The organism is Vibrio sp. 947, assembly GCF_033339115.1.
In the GTDB taxonomy this organism is placed as follows: Bacteria; Pseudomonadota; Gammaproteobacteria; order Enterobacterales; family Vibrionaceae; genus Vibrio; species Vibrio alginolyticus.
On sequence record NZ_JAWOTX010000027.1, the window covers coordinates 1 to 18409 of the forward strand.

Here is an 18409-nt window from a genome sequence, read left to right on the forward strand (position 1 = left end):
CGGCCTGTCACGCCGGGGGTCGCGGGTTCGAGTCCCGTCCACTCCGCCACTTATATTAAGCCTCAGTCGAAAGACTGGGGCTTTTTTCGTTTTGGTTAACTGACTTACCTTAAACCCACTTTCATATTGAAACCTTGCATCTAGAGGCAGGCTTCCCTCTGGCGATGCTTTCTAAGCCCTGTTATGAGTGAAGTGGAACTCAGTTTTGTGTGGTTTCTACTGAACCGGGTCCTAGTATCGAGCGCTAGTTCTCAGCCCTTATGCTTACTTACCAAAGCTTCCTTTATTATTACCTGGAAAATTTATTCACTAGGTTATGTTATTTTCGGGGGAGATTTCTCTGCTTTAGATGTTTTGATTTAGCCATAGGCGCTTATTAATATAAACTCAGCGCATTTAAAACTTTCCAAACATGGATTTTGTTTTGTCGATCTATTTAAGCCAGTGTCTTAAAGTGTATTCGCTACTTCTTCCCTCTAACCCTCTCCAACCTACAAAGCCACCACTACATTCGTATAACGTGAGCGGTATAGGTGCTCTCATAGCTGTGTTTGCTGAGTAAGTCGTTCACCTAGCACATTGACTGAGGAAAAGTCTTCTTTCAGTGGACCTTCGTGTAAGTCACGATAGTTTTAATAATTATCTGGTACTTTTTATTCTAAAGGTGTACGCTTCACATCGAGTGTTTTTTCGACAGTAAATCATGTTATATCTCTTGTTTAAAAGCTTTGTAAGAAGGCTGAACTCCGTGCAAAAAACGCGATGAAGTGTTGCTCGGAGTCTTAAATTAATCTTCATCAGGTGTTTTATGTGTGGGTAGCTTCGCTGAAGTTATACGCAGGCGTCTCTACACCTGATAAAAGAGAAGAGATGGCCGGTGATATTTCATCATCGGCCTTTTTGTATCTGTTAAGCAGCTACAAAGCATTACCCAGTATTGAAATAAGGGCCGGTATTGATCACCGGCCCTTTTTTATTTGGTTGAAAACATGAGTATTTTACAAGTTAAAAATTTGTCTTATCAGATAGCCGATAAGACATTATACAACAACGTGACCTTTCGTATTAACGTGGGAGAGAAAATAGGTATCACTGGAGCGAATGGCGTTGGAAAAAGCACCTTATTAAAATTGCTTATTGGTGAATTATCTGCAGATAAGGGCTGCATTGACTGGTTACCAAACCTTGAGGTGGGGTATTTAGAGCAACATTTTAAGATGGATAATGCGCTGACGGTTTATGAATGCTTAAAGAGTGCTTTTGAGAACTTATACGCTGCCGAGCAGAAGCTTTGGACTTTGTATCAGGCGATGACCGAGTCTCACTCTACATCTCTTTTAAGCCAAGTCGCTCGGCTACAGGCATATTTAGAAGATGAAGACTTCTATGCAATTAATACCAAAATTGAACGAGTTGCTGTAGGTCTTGGTATTTATCAATTTGGCTTAGATACACCGCTTGTCTCGCTAAGTGGTGGTCAAAGACACAAAGTCCTTTTAGGCAAGTTGTTACTTCGCAACCCCGATGTGTTAATTCTTGATGAGCCGACAAACTATCTTGATGCTCCGCACATTGAATGGCTAGTCGCGTTTCTCAATGATTACATTGGCACCGTTTTACTGGTTTCTCATGATATTGATTTCCTTAATCAAGTAGCGACCAGTGTTTGTGATATTGATTATCAAACGGTTCGAAAATACAGCGGTACTTATGTCAAAGCAATGCAGCAAAAGCAGCACGACGGTGCTTTATTAGAAAAGCAATATAAGGCTCAGCAAAGTGAAATTCGAAAGTTAGAGAAATTTATTGCCCAAAATGGTGCAGGAGTTAACGCCAGTCTTGCTAAAGGGCGTAAGAAGAGACTGGATAAAATCGAACGTATTCAACTGAATCATGTAGAGAAAGTATCGACGTTTGACTTTGCTTACCAGCCCATTGAGCAACCGAATGTGGTTGAGGCAAAAGCGTTGATGATCGGTTATCAGCAGCCTCTGCTTCCAGTATGTGATATCACGTTAGCGCGCGGGGAAAAGTTGGTTGTTGCTGGCTTTAACGGCGTGGGTAAGTCGACCTTACTTAAAACCCTGATGGGGAAGATCGAGCCACTCTCTGGTGAGGTGGTATTGGCAAAAGGTGCAATGATTGGTTATTTTTCTCAAGGTTTGTCTTGGCGCCATCCTCAGAACACGCCTGAACAGGAGCTGTGCTCTTGTGCGCCAACAATCTCAAGCAAAGAGTCACGCAAGCTATTAGCTCGCTTTGGGATCATGGGGGATAAGACGCAGCGCCACTTAGATACATTGAGCGGTGGTGAGCAAACTCGGGTGAAACTGTGTTGTTTATCGGTTCAGAAATGCAATGTTTTGCTGTTGGACGAACCAACAACACATTTGGATAGCAGCAGTAAAAATGCGCTTAAAGAGGCTCTCCATCGCTTTTCCGGTAGCGTGATTGTGGTATCTCATGAGAAGGCATTTTTGCAATCTTGGCCTGATAGAGTTTTAGATATTTCGTTGCTCACTTGTGCTGAATCGGAAACAGAACAGGAGGTGGAGCTATGATGCGGTCCATTATCCTATTTCTCGTTGCTTTTCTTGTTGGTGCTGATGAGTTGATGCTTGGATCTATTCTTGAACCTATCGGAAATGATTTAAGTGTTCAACCGAGTCAGGTTACCTTATTTATTACGGCATATAGTTTGGCCATAGCAATTTTCGCTCCTTACCTGGGCCGTTTATCAGACCGAGCTGGGCGTATTCGTATCATGGTGCCTGCTTGCTTTGTATTTGGGGTTGCGTCTATTACGACGGGCATAGTTCATGATTTTGAACTTGCTATTGCAACTCGTGTGATCACTGGTATTGCAAGTGCAGGCATGTTACCAATTGCATTCGCGTTAGCGGGAGACGCGAAGGGTAATAGAGCGATGCGTCAAATTGTGATGGTTCAGGCGGGATTAACGCTAGGTATGATAACTAGCCCGGCGATTGGAGCATTGTTGACCCAGCTTTTATCATGGCGTGCCGCTTTTATTATTTTGGGCGTGGCGGCTCTTTTTGTCGGTGCCATGAGCGTAGTGTCCATGAACAACAAGCATAATGAGTCCAAGAAGTCAGATACTCTGCCACCTATCACAGACGTCATTCATCTTCCATGCGCGTTGAGGGCGATTCTAGCGATGTGTTTAGGCCTAGGGGGAGGTATTGGTGTATTTAACCTGATAGGCCTTCATATTCGAGATACCAGCGAGTTGGCGCTCGGTTGGGTGGGCGCTATTTATGCTGCTCTAGGGATCGTGAGTGTGGTTGGAAATATGTGCGTGGGGAGAGCTTGCCGTTGGCTTGGTAGCTCTCGAGCCGTTATGCGAGTGGCTTTAATGGTGTGCATACCTTGCAGTGCATGGGTGTTCTCAAATGAGATGAGTACGGTTACCGCTTATCTTCCAGCTCTAGTGCTCTGGTCTCTCGCTGGAGGGGTTGGTTCTCCAGCATTACAAGCACATATAGCAAACTTATCTGATGAATATCGAGGTGTGTTGATGTCTTCTGGAATGAGTATGATGCACTTTGGTGTCGCGATTTGGTCTGCCTTGGCGGGCTTCGCGTATTCTGTAGGCAATGAATGTGTCGCTTTCGTGGCTTTGCTATTGTTTGGCTCAGCAGTGGTTATCTTAAAGCCAGTTGGTAATACTGCACAAAGTGAGCGTTATTCGTAGTGTTTTAGTAGATAAAGAAAAGCCGTTACCTAAAAAGGTAACGGCTTGTTCCAAATACTTTTTGAAAAACGGTCTTAGTTCATGCCGTATTATCAATCTTTATATCTCATTTAATCTTTTGTTTTCTCGATTTTGTTTTTAACTGATTGTTTTTTTGTTTATTTTGTTCTGGGTTTTTCTTGGTTGTTCTCAATTAGTGTTGGTTTTTCTCAAAGATTTTTGGGTTGTATTGTGGGTTTTATTTGGTGTGTGTATAGTTTAGTAAATTATTTCGATACGATTTTGATATGGCTATAACTGATTCAAAACTCAAATCCATGCTTGGAAAGGAGCATACGAGGTCACCGATTAAGTTGTCAGATCGTGATGGCTTGTATGTTTATCATCGTAAAACAGGTGTCTTGTCTTTTGTGTACCGTTATCGCTACAACGGAAAACCGAGAGATTTGGCTTTAGGGAAATATCCTAATTTGAGCCTACTGGAAGCGCGCTCTAAGGTTAGGAAGTACAATGAGATTCTTGCTAAGGGGACAGACCCTAAGTTGCATAAAGATTTAGAAAAAAGAAAATCTATTGATGTTGTAACAGTCAAAGGTGCTCTGGAGTATTGGTTGGTGAACTATGCTGAAAAGCGTCGTAAGAATTACCATAAGCACCGATCGCAATTTGAAAGGCACGTATACCCATTAATAGGACACTTGCCATTAGAGCTATGTGAGACAAGGCACTGGGTTGAAGTTTTTGATGCGATTACTAATGGTACTTATCATCGTGCCGCCCCCAAAGCATCAGGCTATATCCTTCAGAATGCCAAGCAAGCATTGAAATTCTGTCGAGTAAGGCACTTTGCCGTATCTCACGCACTCGATGATCTAAACGTGGTAGATGTAGGTGAGAAGCAATACAAGCGAGATAGGGTTTTAGAGTGGGAAGAACTTCATGATGTATGGAAGTGGACCTCAAACGAAAAGAACCCTCCTTATTACAGACACCTGTTTTACCTACTGATTCTTTTTGGGTGCAGGACGCAGGAAATTAGATTATCTACGGTTGATGAGTGGGATTTGGAAAGTTTAATTTGGACAGTTCCCAAGCATAAAAGCAAAACAGGCAACGCCATTCAGCGCCCAATCCCTGAACAGGTAGCTGGCTACATTAAATTACTAATAAATAGTGGTTCAAATGACTACCTTCTGGGAGATGTAAAGCGCCCTGAAGCTGTTTCTAGTTTCGGTGGTAAGCTTTGGAAAAAGCTAAATCATGAACACAGTTGGACGCTCCATGATATTCGCAGGACTTTCACGACAATGCTAAACGACTTGGGGGTAGAACCCTATATCGTAGAGCAAATGTTAGGTCATGCTTTAGGAGGAACGATGGGGATTTACAACCGATCACAACACTTGGAAAAGAAAAGGAGAGCTTTAAACCTCTGGTTTAGCAAGCTTTTAGAAATGGAAGTTCAAGATAATGTTGTAAATATATCTATACCTGCTGTAGGTGAATAGGTGAGCAAAACTTCATATTAAAAAATTGATGCTTTACTTCGCGGCATGTATCTTTGCGCCATCATTTTACTAAATAGGATTGAATTGCAGTGAAGTATTGGATTTCGCTTATGGTGTCGTCATCGATGTTGCTAGTTGGATGTCAGTCTACACCCAAGGATATGGATCATGGTATCAAGCTAGATCTTGAGGCTAATAAAGAGATCTTAATGAATTTAGTTAGAGAGGGCTTAAAAGATCCTGACAGTTTGAAAAACTTTAAAATTGTCAGTGAATACAAGTGTTGGCTTACAGGTAACCTATACTCATATGTTACTGGTTCGGCGTCTTGGTGTTATTTAGCAACTTATCAAGCCAAAAACAGTTATGGGGGCTATGTACGAGGAACATCGAATTTCTACTTTAGCCAAGATAATGGTGTTATACATAAAAGCTACAACACCTCTATAGATGGTATGGTTTCGGATGAATTTGTAATGTACAAAGGTGAAAGTAAGCTCATCAATACATATTAAAAACTGCACTGTACAAGGGTAGCTAAGGTGTTGGCTACCCTATCTCCCCCTACAGCTAGATACTCATCTGGCGACATGCTCACCTGAGAAATAGAAATCTTAGTAATTTAGATCCACTGACATATATAAAAATTACAATAGTCTGCTACACCCATACTTCTTTAGCTGGTGGATTGTTTCTTTAGAGCGCTCTTTAGTAAGGTAAGACAGCCTGTAGATGATCTCACGTTTGAGTTGAATATTGTCTCGATGTAGTTTGTAGTAACAATGTTCAGGAACGCTTAGTTTCCCTTCAATGGTTATTTCTTTCCATTGACTCTTTAAGAACTCGATGATGCGGTGTGAAGATTGAACTTTTCTACCCTCAAGAAAGAGCCATATATGATAGTGTTGCTGACTTGATTTACTTCTCTCCCTTGCCCAGCAGTAGCCAATTTTTTTGAGCTTGTGAGTTCGTGTTAGTAGTGTCTTGCTGTGCCGGAAGAAATTACTTATACATTTGTTATCATCAGAATACGCCCCTTCAGGTAGATGTAGTTGAAATGAAATACAGATAACTCGAGCATAGGCTTCTTGCATGAGGTTTAGTTGGCGGATCATCGCCTTTAATCGAGTTTGGTTTATAAAATACTGGCACTTAGCTCCCACGTTAACTTCCCAATGCATACCATCGATTGAAATATATGGGTTATTTGTATATTGGCTCATGGCTGCTGACGTTTCTTGATTGCTTCTAAACCAATGGAAGTGAAAAGCAAGGTAGGGATATTAATAAATACCCCACACCTATTTCGGTTTAATGTTATGTGCTTTCAGGCTTTGATGACTAACTTGTCATTGATAAAACTAGCTTAATGTTCTCAATTTCGGACATAATTTTAGCAACAGCAACCCGCGGTTAATCACTGCTATGTTGGCTCAAGAAGTGCTCTATCTGGCTCTCTCTCCAGCCTAGAGCACGATTTCTTGACTTGATTGGTACAGGGAATCGTTTTTCTACTTTCCACCAGCGCCAGAGCGTCTTAGGGGAGCGTCCCATGATTGCTGATACTTCTTTGACGGTTAGTAATCTATCAAATGGTTTGTTTACTAAGGTGTGCATATATTTTCCTCTTTGTGCGTGTTGAGGATCTATACGTTGCCATTGAGAATTGTTTGGTGAAGTTCTCATTTAATCTTAGTAAAGCTCATATGAAAAAACTTTAAGCACATAGCTGTGCAGGAGATTAGATTTAGTAAAAGCTATACGAAAGTGGTTTGACGTAGTTGGGTTTTTTTGTGGGTTTTAAAAGAGAAAAGCCAATATTCATTACGAATATTGGCTTTAATATCAATGAGATGTGAAACTTAATTAGTTCATGCCGTATTTCTTAAGTTTCTTGCGAAGAGTACCGCGGTTGATACCCATCATAGTTGCTGCGCGAGTTTGGTTACCGCGAGTGTACTGCATGATAGTATCTAGTAGTGGCTGTTCAACTTCAGCTAGAACTAATTCGTATAGTTCTGTTACTTCCTGGCCGTTTAGTTGAGCAAGGTAGTTTTTAAGAGACGCTTTAACAGAGTCACGTAAAGGCTTCTGAGTAATCTGGTCTTGTGACGTTACTGTAGTTACTGTTAATGCTTCTGAAGTCAGATTTTGTTCGAACATATTCGGTCTAGCTCTTCTCTTAATTATGATGCAACGTTATCAAAATAACCTTCTAACGCCTCAATTTGCAGCGGAGCTGCGTCGATAGCGTTGAAGGTACGGCGAAACTCACTTGCCTGTTCATGCTCTTTCAGGTACCACCCAACGTGCTTGCGCGCGATACGTGGACCTAAGAACTCCCCATAAAACTCATGCAGAGCATTTACATGACCAAGCATAATGGTTTTCACTTCCTCAGTTGGAAGTTCCTCCATTGTGGTGCCGTTTTCCAAATAGTGATGGATTTCCTGGAAAATCCAAGGACGACCCTGGGCAGGGCGTCCAATCATTAAAGCGTCCGCACCGGTGTACTCCAGTACAAATTTGGCTTTCTCCGGGCTATCGATATCACCGTTCGCGATAACCGGAATTGAAATCGCCTCTTTTACCGCTTTAATGCTGTCATATTCGGCCTCACCTTTGTACATACATGCTTTCGTTCTGCCATGCAGAGCAAGAGCTTGTATGCCGCAGTTTTCGGCTAATTTAGCGATCTGGACACAGTTCTTGTTGTCTGTATCCCAGCCAGTTCGAGTCTTTAACGTTACAGGAACGTCCACTGCATTCACGACCGCTTTCAAAATCTCTTCGATAATGTTTGGGTATTGAAGCAGAGCAGAGCCCGCTAGCTTCTTATTCACTTTTTTTGCCGGGCAGCCCATGTTGATGTCGATGATTTGTGCACCGTTCTCAACACTGAATTGAGCTGCGTCCGCCATAAGCTGTGGATCGGAACCCGCAATCTGTACAGAGCGAATGCCCGATTCGCCCTCGTGTACCATGCGCTGTTTCGACTTTGACGTTCCCCATAGTTTTGGGTTAGCAGACATCATTTCACTGACGGCCATTCCCGCACCATAGCGAAGACACAACTCGCGAAACGGTCTATCCGTTACACCAGCCATAGGGGCTACGATTAGATTGTTCTTAAGTTGATAGTTTCCGATTTTCAAAACGTCATCACAGTTCTGTACCAGCAAGGGCGCGCATTTTACGCATTTTTTCACTGCGTGAAAAGACTAATATTTGAGCATTTACAAATTGTTTTTGTAAATTGTATGAATTTCAAACAATTAGCTCTGAAAACCTTGTCTAGCCTTGCTTACGACCAGAGATGCGACACCATTCACTTTGCTCAACAATCGGGTCAATGTGAAGCTCGTCACGGTAATAGTTCGCAACATCTTCAGCTTGAGTGTCTAATACGCCGGACATAGCGAGGTCGCCATTTGGCTTAACTAGCCCTTTGATGATAGGTGCAAGTTCACGTAAAGGTCCTGCAAGGATGTTGGCCACAACGATGTCAGCGACGAGACCTTCAGGTTGATTTTGCGGTAAGTAAACTTCTAGTTTGTCTGCAACGCCATTACGCTCAGCATTGTCTTTTGAAGCAAGCAGGGCTTGAGGATCAATGTCGATCCCTATCACTTTTTCAGCGCCCAGTTTGATCGCTGCGATCGCAAGAATACCTGAGCCACAACCGAAGTCGATAACGGTCTTACCGCTTAAGTCCATGCTTTCTAGCCACTCAAGACAAAGTGCTGTTGTAGGGTGAGTACCCGTACCGAATGCAAGGCCTGGATCCAACATAACATTAACAGCGTCAGGATCTGGAATATCGCGCCAGCTTGGACAAATCCATAAGCGTTCACCAAATTTCATTGGGTGGAAGTTTTCCATCCATTCGCGTTCCCAGTCTTTATCTTCAAGCTGTTCTACTTTGTAAGCAAAATTGTCAGCCAGCATGTTGCTCGCTTTAACTTGGTCGATGATGAAGTTAGTGTCTGCTTCTGCATCATACAGTGCCAGAATATCAGTATCGCCCCATAAGCGAGTTTCGCCAGGTAGAGGTTCGAATACAGGTGTATCCTGCGCGTCTAAGAATGTAACAGACAGCGCGCCAGTCTCTTCCATTAGCATATCGCCGATTTGCTCAGCGTTTTCATTGGTCGCGTTGAGTTTGATTTGAATCCAAGGCATTGGTTTTTGCTCTTAAAGTGAATGAAGTGGCGCAGAGTTTACCAGAACTCTACGATTTGTTTGAGTATATACCCAAATAAGCCGATTTATATGTTGAGCCCTTCGCGTACATATAAAACAAAAATGCCCACGGGAGTGGGCATTTTTTAAGACGTTTGCTTAGGCTTATTGTAAGCCAAGCTTCTTCTCTAGGTAGTGGATGTTTGCACCACCGTGTTGGAAGTTTTCGTCATTCATAATGGAGAATTGCAGTGGCACGTTAGTTTTGATGCCTTCGATGATCATCTCACCCAGTGCGTTTTTCATACGTGCAATCGCTACATCACGGTTCTCACCGTAAGTGATCAGTTTACCAATCATTGAATCGTAATGAGGTGGAACTGTGTAGCCTGTGTAGATATGAGATTCCCAACGTACACCCATACCGCCAGGAGCGTGGAAACGCTCGATCTTACCCGGAGATGGTAGGAAGCGCTCAGGGTCTTCTGCGTTGATACGACACTCAATCGCATGGCCACGGATCTTAATATCATCTTGAGTGAATGACAGAGGCTGACCCGCTGCAACACGAAGCTGTTCTTTGATTAGGTCGATGCCAGTAACCATCTCTGTTACTGGGTGCTCTACTTGAATACGAGTGTTCATTTCGATGAAGTAGAACTCACCGTTCTCGTATAGGAATTCAAACGTACCTGCGCCGCGGTAACCGATCTCGATACATGCACGAGTACAGCGTTCACCGATGTACTTACGCATTTCTTCTGTGATACCAGGTGCTGGAGCTTCTTCCACTACTTTTTGGTGACGACGTTGCATTGAACAGTCACGCTCACCAAGGTGGATTGCGCCGCCTTGACCGTCAGCAATAACCTGAACTTCAACGTGACGAGGGTTTTCTAGGAATTTCTCCATGTAAACCATGTCATTGTTGAACGCCGCTTTTGCTTCAGCACGTGTCATTGCAATAGCTTGGATAAGGTCTTTCTCTGCGCGAACAACACGCATACCACGACCGCCGCCGCCGCCAGATGCTTTGATGATTACTGGGTAACCAATGCGCTTAGCAAATGCTTTGTTTTTCTCTTCGTCATTGTCTAGAGGGCCGTCAGAACCCGGTACACAAGGAACGCCTGCTTTCTTCATTGCATTGATAGCAGATACTTTATCGCCCATTAGGCGGATAGTGTCTGCCTTTGGACCAACGAAGATGAAACCACTGCGCTCAACTTGCTCTGCGAAGTCTGCGTTCTCAGACAGGAAGCCGTAACCTGGGTGGATAGCCACAGCACCAGTCACTTCTGCTGCAGAAATGATGCGTGGAATGTTTAGGTAGCTGTCGATACCACGAGCAGGGCCGATACATACGGTTTCGTCTGCGAGTAGTACGTGCTTAAGATCGCGGTCCGCTGTTGAGTGAACAGCGACGGTCTTAATACCTAATTCTTTACAAGCGCGAAGAATACGAAGTGCAATTTCACCTCGGTTCGCGATGACTACTTTGTCTAGCATAAGGCAAGCCCCGCTTATTCGATTACAACAAGAGGTTGGTCGAATTCAACTGGTTGGCCGTCTTCAGCTAGGATTGCTGTAACAACGCCAGATTTGTCCGCTTCGATTTGGTTCATCATTTTCATTGCTTCAACAATACATAGAGTATCGCCAGCATTTACTTTCTGACCCACTTCTACGAATGCTTTAGAGTCTGGGCTTGGAGAGCGGTAGAAAGTACCAACCATTGGAGAAAGAACTTGGTGACCTGCAGGTGTTGCTGCTGGAGCTTCTGCTGCTGGCGCTTCCGCTACTGGTGCCGCTGCTACTGGAGCAGGTGCCGCCGCTGGAGCTGCTGCGTAGTGAATTGGTGCTTGAGGGGCTGCAGTGCCATGACGGCTGATGCGCACTGACTCTTCACCTTCAGAGATCTCTAGCTCAGCAATGCCAGACTCTTCAACTAACTCAATTAGCTTCTTGATTTTACGAATATCCATCTTTTCTTTCTCTTTTATCTTGTGATTAAGACAACCCTCGTAGGGTTGCAGAGTGTTAGGGTTACTTTGCCTGAAGCTTATTGATCGCTGCAGACAGAGCAAATTCATAACCTTGTGCGCCTAAACCGCAAATCACACCCTCTGCTTTATCTGACAGGTAAGAGTGATGACGGAATGGTTCACGTGCGTGCACATTTGATAAGTGCACCTCAATAAATGGGATGGCGACGCCAAGTAATGCATCTCGCAGCGCCACACTAGTATGAGTGAAAGCCGCTGGATTGATGATGATGAAGTCAATCTTGCCATAGGCAGCGTGAATGGCTTCAATCAGTTCGTACTCACGATTTGATTGTAGGTGTTCCAGTTCTACCCCAGCGTTATGGGCTTGCTCTGTAAGAGTATCCACAACTTGAGCTAAGGTACTGTGACCATAGTGTGTCGGTTCGCGCAGACCCAATAGATTAAGATTTGGTCCGTTTAGAACAAGAATCCGTGACTTTGCAGACATTGTGTTGCTATCTTCCCTTATCGTGAGTGGAACGTTTATATTCCCAAATATACGATAGTTCAGCACGATTTTTTTGTTAAAACCGAGCAAATTTTAAAAAATCGACCAAGATTATAGCTAATTCATAGCAATTAGCAGCAATTTACTGGTCTAATCTCCTAATAGCCACTCTCGTTTCTGTAACCAAGTTAACAAAAACAACATAATTGCCATATTTTTTGTGTGGCCAATTTGTGCACTAAAGCAAAAAACCGCCATGAGTGATGGCGGTTTTTAAAGTGCTTTTAAAACAGTTGGTTGAATTTATGCCAATTCTGCTTTCTCTGCGATAAGTTTATCTACAACGCTCGGATCGGCAAGCGTTGATGTGTCTCCGAGGTTGCTAGTATCACCCGTTGCAATTTTACGCAGGATTCGACGCATGATCTTACCAGAACGAGTCTTCGGTAAGGAATCCGTCCAGTGCAGTACATCTGGTGTTGCAATTGGACCAATTTCTTTACGCACCCAATCTTTCACTTCTTTGTGTAGCTCTGCTGACGGGAATTCACCATCGTTCAAGGTAATGTAAGCGTAGATAGCTTGGCCTTTGATATCATGCGGAATGCCCACAATAGCGGCCTCAGCAATTTTATGATGTGCGACAAGAGCCGATTCTATTTCAGCGGTACCCATGCGGTGACCCGACACGTTTAGTACGTCATCAACACGGCCCGTGATCCAGTAGTAACCGTCTTCGTCACGACGAGCCCCATCACTAGTAAAGTACATTCCCTTAAAGGTTGAGAAGTAGGTCTGTTCAAAGCGCTCGTGGTCGCCATAAACAGTACGCATCTGACCTGGCCATGAATCAAGGATCACCAAGTTACCTTCTGCTGCGGTTTCTTCAATGATGTTGCCCATGTTATCAACCAGTGCAGGTTGGACTCCGAAGAATGGTCGAGTTGCTGAGCCTGGTTTTAAATCTGTTGCGCCTGGTAGTGGTGCAATTAAGATACCGCCGGTCTCTGTTTGCCACCAAGTATCAACGATAGGCGAGCTCTCGTTACCAATCGTTTTGTAGTACCACTCCCACGCTTCAGGGTTGATAGGCTCACCTACTGAACCCATCACACGTAAGCTTGAACGAGATGTCCCTGCTACCGCTTCGTTACCTTTTGCCATTAGTGCACGAATAGCGGTTGGCGCAGTGTAGAGAATGTTCACTTGGTGCTTATCAACCACTTCACTCATACGAGCCGTGCTTGGGTAGTTTGGAACACCTTCAAACAGAATGGTTTTGGCCCCGTTCGCTAGTGGACCATAAATTAGGTAAGTATGGCCTGTAATCCAGCCCACATCCGCGGTACACCAGAAGGTTTCTCCTGGTTGATAATCGAAGACATATTTAAAGGTCATTGCCGCGTAGACGAGGTAACCGCCTGTAGTATGTAGTACGCCTTTAGGTTTACCTGTCGAGCCAGATGTGTAGAGGATGAACAGCGGGTCTTCGGCTTTCATCTCTTCTGGTGGGCAAACGTCAGAAACGTTGGCTGTTGCTTCGTGCCACCAAACATCACGGTGTTCATGCCATTCAACATCACCACCTGTACGTTTAAGCACGACGACTTTATTGATGGTTTTTACGTCTGGGTTGGTTAGTGCTTCATCCACGTTCTTTTTCAGTGGAACAGCGCGTCCGCCACGTACGCCTTCGTCTGCGGTGATCACGACTTTAGCGTCAGAGTCGATGATACGGCCGGATAGCGCTTCTGGTGAGAAACCGCCAAATACTACGGTGTGAACCGCACCAATACGGGTACAAGCGAGCATAGCCACTGCAGCTTCTGGCACCATTGGCATGTATAGACACACCACGTCGCCCTTGCGTACGCCTTGCTCTTTCAATGCGTTGGAGAATTTACACACTTCTTTGTGCAGTTCGTTGAAAGTGAGTGTTTTGTCGTCGGCTGGATCATCGCCTTCCCAAATGATGGCGACGTCATCCCCGTGTTCTGCAAGATGACGGTCAATACAGTTAGCCGAGACGTTCAGTGTGCCATCTTCAAACCAGCGAATATCAACATGGCCAGTGTCGAAAGAAGTGCTTTTTACTTTGGTGAAAGGTTTGATCCAATCAACGATTTTGCCGTGTTCGTTCCAGAAGCCCTCTGGATCGGTTACCGACTGCTGATACATGGCTAAGTAAGTATCATTATCCGCGTGTGTATGAGTTTTAATATTTTCTTTTACCGGATAAACGTGGGCTTCGCTCATGGCTTCTCTCCTTGTGCCTTATTTCTCGGCCTTACACCAATCTAGATAAGATTTTGAATATATTTTTGTAGGGCTGTTTTTTGGTTCTAAATAACTTGGTCGTGGTAATGACGACGTTGTGCTTATAACTGTCAGTCACCGCGCGTATTTCCACAATTAGACTTTAGGATGAGAGTGATAGAAGCGCCGGGAAATCGCTGAAACAAAAGTATTTCTGGGAGCTAGGTCAACTGATTTTTATGTATACGGTGCGGTTAGGTTGGGTAAATCGCCTTTCGTTAAGCGGACAAAGACCAAAGCGGCAGAAATCGCGTCTTGCAAGGCGTCGTGTTTGTCTTGGATAGGAAGTTCGAGGTGTTTACAAATGGCATCCAGACTTAAGTCGAAATAGGCATTCGGCAAATGTCGTTCCAACTTATCGTGATAAATCTGACTGACCTCGATGAGTGGGTTAGGAAGTGGGAAGCCAAGTTGCCTCAGACAAGCAAGGTCTAAGATCTTTTTATCGTAACGAATGTGATAGCCCACAAGTGGTCGGTTGCCGATAAAGTCGAGCAGCTCGAGCAGCGCCTCTTTTTCACTGATGCCATCGACTAAGTCTTGGTGGCGAATTCGATGGATCTTGACCGAGCCAGAGTCGAGCGATTGCGGCGCGCGTAAGCGGACTTCAAATGGTTGACTGGTGATGATGCGGTTGTCGATGATCTTGGTGGCTGCAATAGTCACCAGCTCGGCGCGATTTGGGTCAAGGCTGGTGGTTTCGCAGTCAAGAGAGACGTATTCTGTTTTATCTGGCGTGCAAAACAGCGACTGATAAGGCGAGCCTTTCAATTTGTAATGCCAGTATTTGCGTTGTAACCAGTTCATTGCTTACGCCTCTGTGATTTATGAAAATCAGGGTTAATCACGAATTTGATAATGGAAGCCTAAAAATTGCTTAAATTTCTTCACCACATGTAAGCTGTGGCGAAGCAAATCACGCTCAGTTCTATCCAGTTGTTTAATATCAATGTTATTCAACGCTTCTTGCTTTTTGAGTTGCTGATTGAGGCGAAGTTTAAAGAACAATTTCAGTGCTTCGTTGAGATTATCTGCCGTTTCGGATTCTAAGATGCGCTTATTTCTCAGAGCTTCAATGCGCTCAAACGTGTTCTTCTCCTCAATGGCATATTCCAAAGACAAGGTGCGAATGCCGTGTACAATTGGGAAAATACCGCCGCGTTTAATGTCCAATCCGTCTTTAGCACTTTTTACGTTGCCAAATAGAGTTAGGGGCACAGAAAACTGCAAGGCAGGGCGAGTAAAATCAGACAATATCAACATGCGATCTTTCATTGTGTCACGAAGATGCGCCGCAATTGGAGCCAGCAGCTCGCAATTCCCAGCAACAGCATGGGCGTCACTGAAAATGGCTAAGTCCATGATTTGTTCTGGTTCGGCTTTAGCTATCCAGTGGTTTAGGGTGCTTATCCATTCTTGCTGTGTTTTGACCCACTTCGGGTTGTTAACCATCACTTTGCCAAGGCAAAGTGGATAACCGAGCTGTTGTAGGGTGTGTGTGAAGGATTGCATCACTTGTTCGCAATGAGGCCATTCCAGACCATCTTGAATAATCAGGGCATTGTCTTGATCAGTTTTGAGAATTTGCTCTCCTCGGCCTTCAGAGCCGAGTACGATCAAGCAACAATGGTCGTGCAAGGCTGGTGGTATCACTAACTCGAACGCTTTCTCGATAATTTGTTCGTTTACGGCTGAGATAAGCTCCATGATGAAGCGAGTGCGGATGCCGTTTTTCAATAAGCTCTCGACCAATTGACGTTGGCGGTTTGAGGCCAAAGCGAGCTCTTCCACGCTGCTTGCTCGAGCAATACTGAGCGTTAACACGTGAGAGTGGGTTGAGAATGCGCTGAGAATTTGGGTCATATCCAGCATGCCGACAGCTCTGTTGCCTTCACATACCATGAGGCGTTTCATTCTATTTCTGGTCATTGTGATCATGGCGTTGAATAGAAAGTCTCCATCATCAACGTGATAAACAGGAAAGCTCGCGATCTCACCCACTGGTGTGTCGAGCGCGCAACCATCTATCATCACAGAATGCAGCATATTAGTACGAGTCACTATTGCGTACGGGTGGGCTGATGGCCATTTTTCCAATCGTGGATCATCGCCATGGAGTTGAACCAATGCAGCGTCAATCCCATTTTCTTTTAAGGAACGTGTTACCTCGTTAATTGGTGTATTTGGTTCAAGGATCATCGGTGGGTGATAAATGCTGCGGTCAACTTTAGTGAGAATAAACTCCGCTAAGTTTTGCTGTTGATGGGCCGCTTCGATGAGCTCTTGCCGTTTCGATAAATTGTTATCGAAATAGGCTGCAAACTGGCCATTTTCGTTGTAAAGGGCAAGGAAAATTTCTTTCGGCAGTAGGTAAGAGAGCGTGTCCTCAAGCGCGATGTAGTGATGACGTACCTTGTCTTCAAGTAACGAGCGTACATCGAACATATCGTCGTTGGCATAATGTGCGAACACTTCCTGTTGATCGTTGGAGCGCTCTTCTACCGCGCCTTTGATCAGAATATGTAAGTGGGGGTTCTTCTGTCCGCAGGATAAAATAACATCTCGAGCTCGATAGTAGGCGACGTCCAGAGAGGATCGCAGTCGCGTTTGTTGTGCTTCAGTTAAGCGATCGAACGGTGGAGATTGCATGTTAAATTTGTCAGGCATGAGAACACCCAATAATGATGGAAGGAACACTCTCTAAGTCTGACAAATTTCTTACCGGAAGCCAGACGACTTTGGTCTAAATTACGATGTTTTCGCTTGAAGATGCCAAATGTCGCAAAGTTAGTATTCCATCGAGGAAACGATAAGTTTCTTATTCTTCCCTTTTTATAATACGCATGGCGATCCATAATTCCCGGCTCGAACGTTGGTGTTCCCGTTTTAGGATATTAGTAATGTTGAAACCTTCTCCGTATGGCTGGATTTCCCAGTACTTTCTCGGATTCTTCTTTGCGTATGGCGTGTATCTGCCATTTTGGTCACTTTGGTTTAAGGATCAGGGCGTATCTTCGACAGATATCGGTTTGCTGGTCGGGTTAGGCCTTGCGACACGTTGTGTTGCCAATATCGTGATCACCCCACGAGTACACAAAGTCGAACATCTTATGCCTGCTTTACGTTGGTTGAGTTTCGCTGCCCTCCTTTTTGTTGGATTTCACTTTTTTACGGGTGGTAGCTTTTGGTTAATGGCACTAGCGACAGTGTTGTTCAATCTTTGTTGTGGACCGATTATTCCGTTGTCGGACGCGATGGCAAATTACTACGCTCGCCTGAAAATGCTCGATTATGGCCGCACGCGGCTATGGGGTTCGATCGCCTTTATCGCAGGCTCGACGGCAGTGGGCTACCTGGTGGCTGAATTTGGCTCCGATATGATCTTGTACACTGCGATGTTCGGCGTGTTTATCTCGTTGCTGTTTGCTATGCGACCGACTAACCCAATGCCTGTAACGCACGGTGGGCAAAGCGCAGAACGTCCAAAGCTGACCGCTCTTTTGACCGACAAGCCGATACTAAAATTCTTAGTGTTGGTGTCACTAATTCAGGGCAGTCATGCGGCTTACTACGGCTTTAGTGCGATTCACTGGAAGGCCGCTGGTCACTCGGAAGATGTCATTGGCTACTTGTGGAGCTTAGGAGTGGCCGCAGAAGTGGCAGTGTTTGCATTGAGTAAGCGCTTATTCGTAGGTTGGTCAATACGCGCGCTGTTTATTGCTGCTGCCGTTGGTGTAATGATGCGTTGGGGTATTACGGCGTCGACAACATCAATTATTGCTTTGGTGGTTGTTCAACTATTGCATGGTGTGACTTTCGCTACCGCACACATTGCCGCGATCCAATATATCCAAAACTCCGAAGAAAATAAGATCGTAGCGTTGCAAGCGTTGTATAACGCGATTCCGTTGGGCGCATTTATCGCGTTAATGACCGTATTGAGTGGCTGGGGTTATGAGCACTGGGGACCGCTTGTGTTCTGGGGCATGGCCGCGATGGGGTTATTGGCTCTGTTCATCAAGCTTGATTCGCAAGACCCACATCAGGTGGTTGATGTATCAGACAAGCCACTTGAAACACAGAATTAGACTTATGTAACAAAGGTTAAAAACTAAGCTTTGTCTCCGTTATCAAAGCAGTGTTAAATGAAACCTCTCCCTCATGGAGAGGTTTTTTTATTCTCTTGCTTTAA

Annotated in this window: 16 protein-coding genes; 5 read left to right on the plus strand and 11 right to left on the minus strand. The window is 44.5% G+C overall.

Annotated features, from left to right (window positions below; translation table 11 throughout):
* The first annotated feature begins 989 nt into the window (after positions 1-989).
* From R7Q39_RS24260 to R7Q39_RS24275, 4 genes are all read left to right on the plus strand, one after another.
* The gene (locus tag R7Q39_RS24260) at positions 990-2561 is read left to right on the plus strand and encodes an ABC-F family ATP-binding cassette domain-containing protein (RefSeq protein ID WP_149192313.1); all 1572 of its coding nucleotides are present in this window, start codon (positions 990-992) and stop codon (positions 2559-2561) included.
* A complete protein-coding gene (locus R7Q39_RS24265) occupies positions 2558-3715 on the plus strand; it encodes an MFS transporter (protein ID WP_149192314.1) in 1158 nt (385 codons plus the stop codon). Before R7Q39_RS24260 ends, R7Q39_RS24265 begins: the two co-directional genes overlap by 4 nt.
* Before the next feature lie 287 nt (positions 3716-4002).
* On the plus strand, positions 4003-5223 hold the full coding sequence (locus R7Q39_RS24270) for a tyrosine-type recombinase/integrase (protein WP_029855171.1): 1221 nt from the start codon (positions 4003-4005) through the stop codon (positions 5221-5223).
* A 110-nt stretch (positions 5224-5333) separates the two neighbouring features.
* Positions 5334-5738, plus strand: coding sequence for a hypothetical protein (locus R7Q39_RS24275; RefSeq protein ID WP_318076978.1), 405 nt, complete (start codon positions 5334-5336; stop codon positions 5736-5738).
* Positions 5739-5870: 132 nt separating this feature from the next.
* Here R7Q39_RS24275 and R7Q39_RS24280 read toward each other — a convergent pair whose 3' ends face one another.
* The 11 genes from R7Q39_RS24280 to R7Q39_RS24330 form a co-directional block, all read right to left on the minus strand.
* The gene (locus R7Q39_RS24280) at positions 5871-6446 is read right to left on the minus strand and encodes an inovirus-type Gp2 protein (RefSeq protein ID WP_206971020.1); all 576 of its coding nucleotides are present in this window, start codon (positions 6444-6446) and stop codon (positions 5871-5873) included.
* 190 nt (positions 6447-6636) lie between these two features.
* Positions 6637-6840 (minus strand): helix-turn-helix transcriptional regulator, encoded by a 204-nt coding sequence (locus R7Q39_RS24285; protein ID WP_074534750.1) that lies wholly within the window; start codon positions 6838-6840, stop codon positions 6637-6639.
* A gap of 249 nt (positions 6841-7089) precedes the next feature.
* Positions 7090-7386: a DNA-binding transcriptional regulator Fis gene (gene fis / locus R7Q39_RS24290; RefSeq protein ID WP_000462885.1), complete on the minus strand. Its 297-nt coding sequence runs from the start codon at positions 7384-7386 to the stop codon at positions 7090-7092.
* 23 nt (positions 7387-7409) lie between these two features.
* Positions 7410-8378 carry a tRNA dihydrouridine synthase DusB gene (gene dusB, locus R7Q39_RS24295; protein WP_005382505.1) on the minus strand — a complete coding sequence of 323 codons (969 nt, stop codon included), beginning with the start codon at positions 8376-8378 and terminating at the stop codon, positions 7410-7412.
* 139 nt (positions 8379-8517) lie between these two features.
* Positions 8518-9405 carry a 50S ribosomal protein L11 methyltransferase gene (gene prmA, locus R7Q39_RS24300; protein ID WP_065274944.1) on the minus strand — a complete coding sequence of 296 codons (888 nt, stop codon included), beginning with the start codon at positions 9403-9405 and terminating at the stop codon, positions 8518-8520.
* A 165-nt stretch (positions 9406-9570) separates the two neighbouring features.
* Positions 9571-10914, minus strand: a complete 1344-nt coding sequence (gene accC, locus R7Q39_RS24305) for an acetyl-CoA carboxylase biotin carboxylase subunit (RefSeq protein ID WP_005382509.1) — start codon at positions 10912-10914, stop codon at positions 9571-9573.
* A 14-nt stretch (positions 10915-10928) separates the two neighbouring features.
* The gene (gene accB / locus R7Q39_RS24310) at positions 10929-11390 is read right to left on the minus strand and encodes an acetyl-CoA carboxylase biotin carboxyl carrier protein (RefSeq protein WP_005386355.1); all 462 of its coding nucleotides are present in this window, start codon (positions 11388-11390) and stop codon (positions 10929-10931) included.
* Positions 11391-11451: 61 nt separating this feature from the next.
* The gene (aroQ, locus tag R7Q39_RS24315) at positions 11452-11901 is read right to left on the minus strand and encodes a type II 3-dehydroquinate dehydratase (RefSeq protein ID WP_005382360.1); all 450 of its coding nucleotides are present in this window, start codon (positions 11899-11901) and stop codon (positions 11452-11454) included.
* A 303-nt stretch (positions 11902-12204) separates the two neighbouring features.
* Positions 12205-14157 (minus strand): acetate--CoA ligase, encoded by a 1953-nt coding sequence (gene acs, locus R7Q39_RS24320; protein ID WP_005386359.1) that lies wholly within the window; start codon positions 14155-14157, stop codon positions 12205-12207.
* Between the two features lie 237 nt (positions 14158-14394).
* A complete protein-coding gene (locus tag R7Q39_RS24325) occupies positions 14395-15024 on the minus strand; it encodes a 3'-5' exonuclease (RefSeq protein WP_005382363.1) in 630 nt (209 codons plus the stop codon).
* A gap of 33 nt (positions 15025-15057) precedes the next feature.
* Complete coding sequence (locus R7Q39_RS24330) at positions 15058-16884, minus strand: DUF294 nucleotidyltransferase-like domain-containing protein (RefSeq protein ID WP_017821769.1); 1827 nt, start codon at positions 16882-16884, stop codon at positions 15058-15060.
* 233 nt (positions 16885-17117) lie between these two features.
* Between R7Q39_RS24330 and R7Q39_RS24335 the strand changes: the two genes are divergently transcribed.
* Positions 17118-18305, plus strand: a complete 1188-nt coding sequence (locus tag R7Q39_RS24335; RefSeq protein ID WP_053307400.1) for a 3-phenylpropionate MFS transporter — start codon at positions 17118-17120, stop codon at positions 18303-18305.
* Positions 18306-18409: the final 104 nt, after the last annotated feature.

Excerpts from the sequence above, each read along its gene's own strand:
- R7Q39_RS24260 (WP_149192313.1), top strand. The coding sequence starts at position 990 with ATGAGTATTTTACAAGTTAAAAATTTGTCTTATCAGATAGCCGATAAG.
- acs (WP_005386359.1), bottom strand. The coding sequence starts at position 14,157 with ATGAGCGAAGCCCACGTTTATCCGGTAAAAGAAAATATTAAAACTCAT.
- R7Q39_RS24270 (WP_029855171.1), top strand. The coding sequence starts at position 4,003 with ATGGCTATAACTGATTCAAAACTCAAATCCATGCTTGGAAAGGAGCAT.
- accB (WP_005386355.1), bottom strand. The coding sequence starts at position 11,390 with ATGGATATTCGTAAAATCAAGAAGCTAATTGAGTTAGTTGAAGAGTCT.
- fis (WP_000462885.1), bottom strand. The coding sequence starts at position 7,386 with ATGTTCGAACAAAATCTGACTTCAGAAGCATTAACAGTAACTACAGTA.
- prmA (WP_065274944.1), bottom strand. The coding sequence starts at position 9,405 with ATGCCTTGGATTCAAATCAAACTCAACGCGACCAATGAAAACGCTGAG.
- R7Q39_RS24285 (WP_074534750.1), bottom strand. The coding sequence starts at position 6,840 with ATGCACACCTTAGTAAACAAACCATTTGATAGATTACTAACCGTCAAA.
- R7Q39_RS24265 (WP_149192314.1), top strand. The coding sequence starts at position 2,558 with ATGATGCGGTCCATTATCCTATTTCTCGTTGCTTTTCTTGTTGGTGCT.
- R7Q39_RS24275 (WP_318076978.1), top strand. The coding sequence starts at position 5,334 with ATGGTGTCGTCATCGATGTTGCTAGTTGGATGTCAGTCTACACCCAAG.
- R7Q39_RS24325 (WP_005382363.1), bottom strand. The coding sequence starts at position 15,024 with ATGAACTGGTTACAACGCAAATACTGGCATTACAAATTGAAAGGCTCG.
- R7Q39_RS24330 (WP_017821769.1), bottom strand. The coding sequence starts at position 16,884 with ATGCCTGACAAATTTAACATGCAATCTCCACCGTTCGATCGCTTAACT.
- aroQ (WP_005382360.1), bottom strand. The coding sequence starts at position 11,901 with ATGTCTGCAAAGTCACGGATTCTTGTTCTAAACGGACCAAATCTTAAT.
- R7Q39_RS24335 (WP_053307400.1), top strand. The coding sequence starts at position 17,118 with ATGTTGAAACCTTCTCCGTATGGCTGGATTTCCCAGTACTTTCTCGGA.
- accC (WP_005382509.1), bottom strand. The coding sequence starts at position 10,914 with ATGCTAGACAAAGTAGTCATCGCGAACCGAGGTGAAATTGCACTTCGT.
- R7Q39_RS24280 (WP_206971020.1), bottom strand. The coding sequence starts at position 6,446 with ATGAGCCAATATACAAATAACCCATATATTTCAATCGATGGTATGCAT.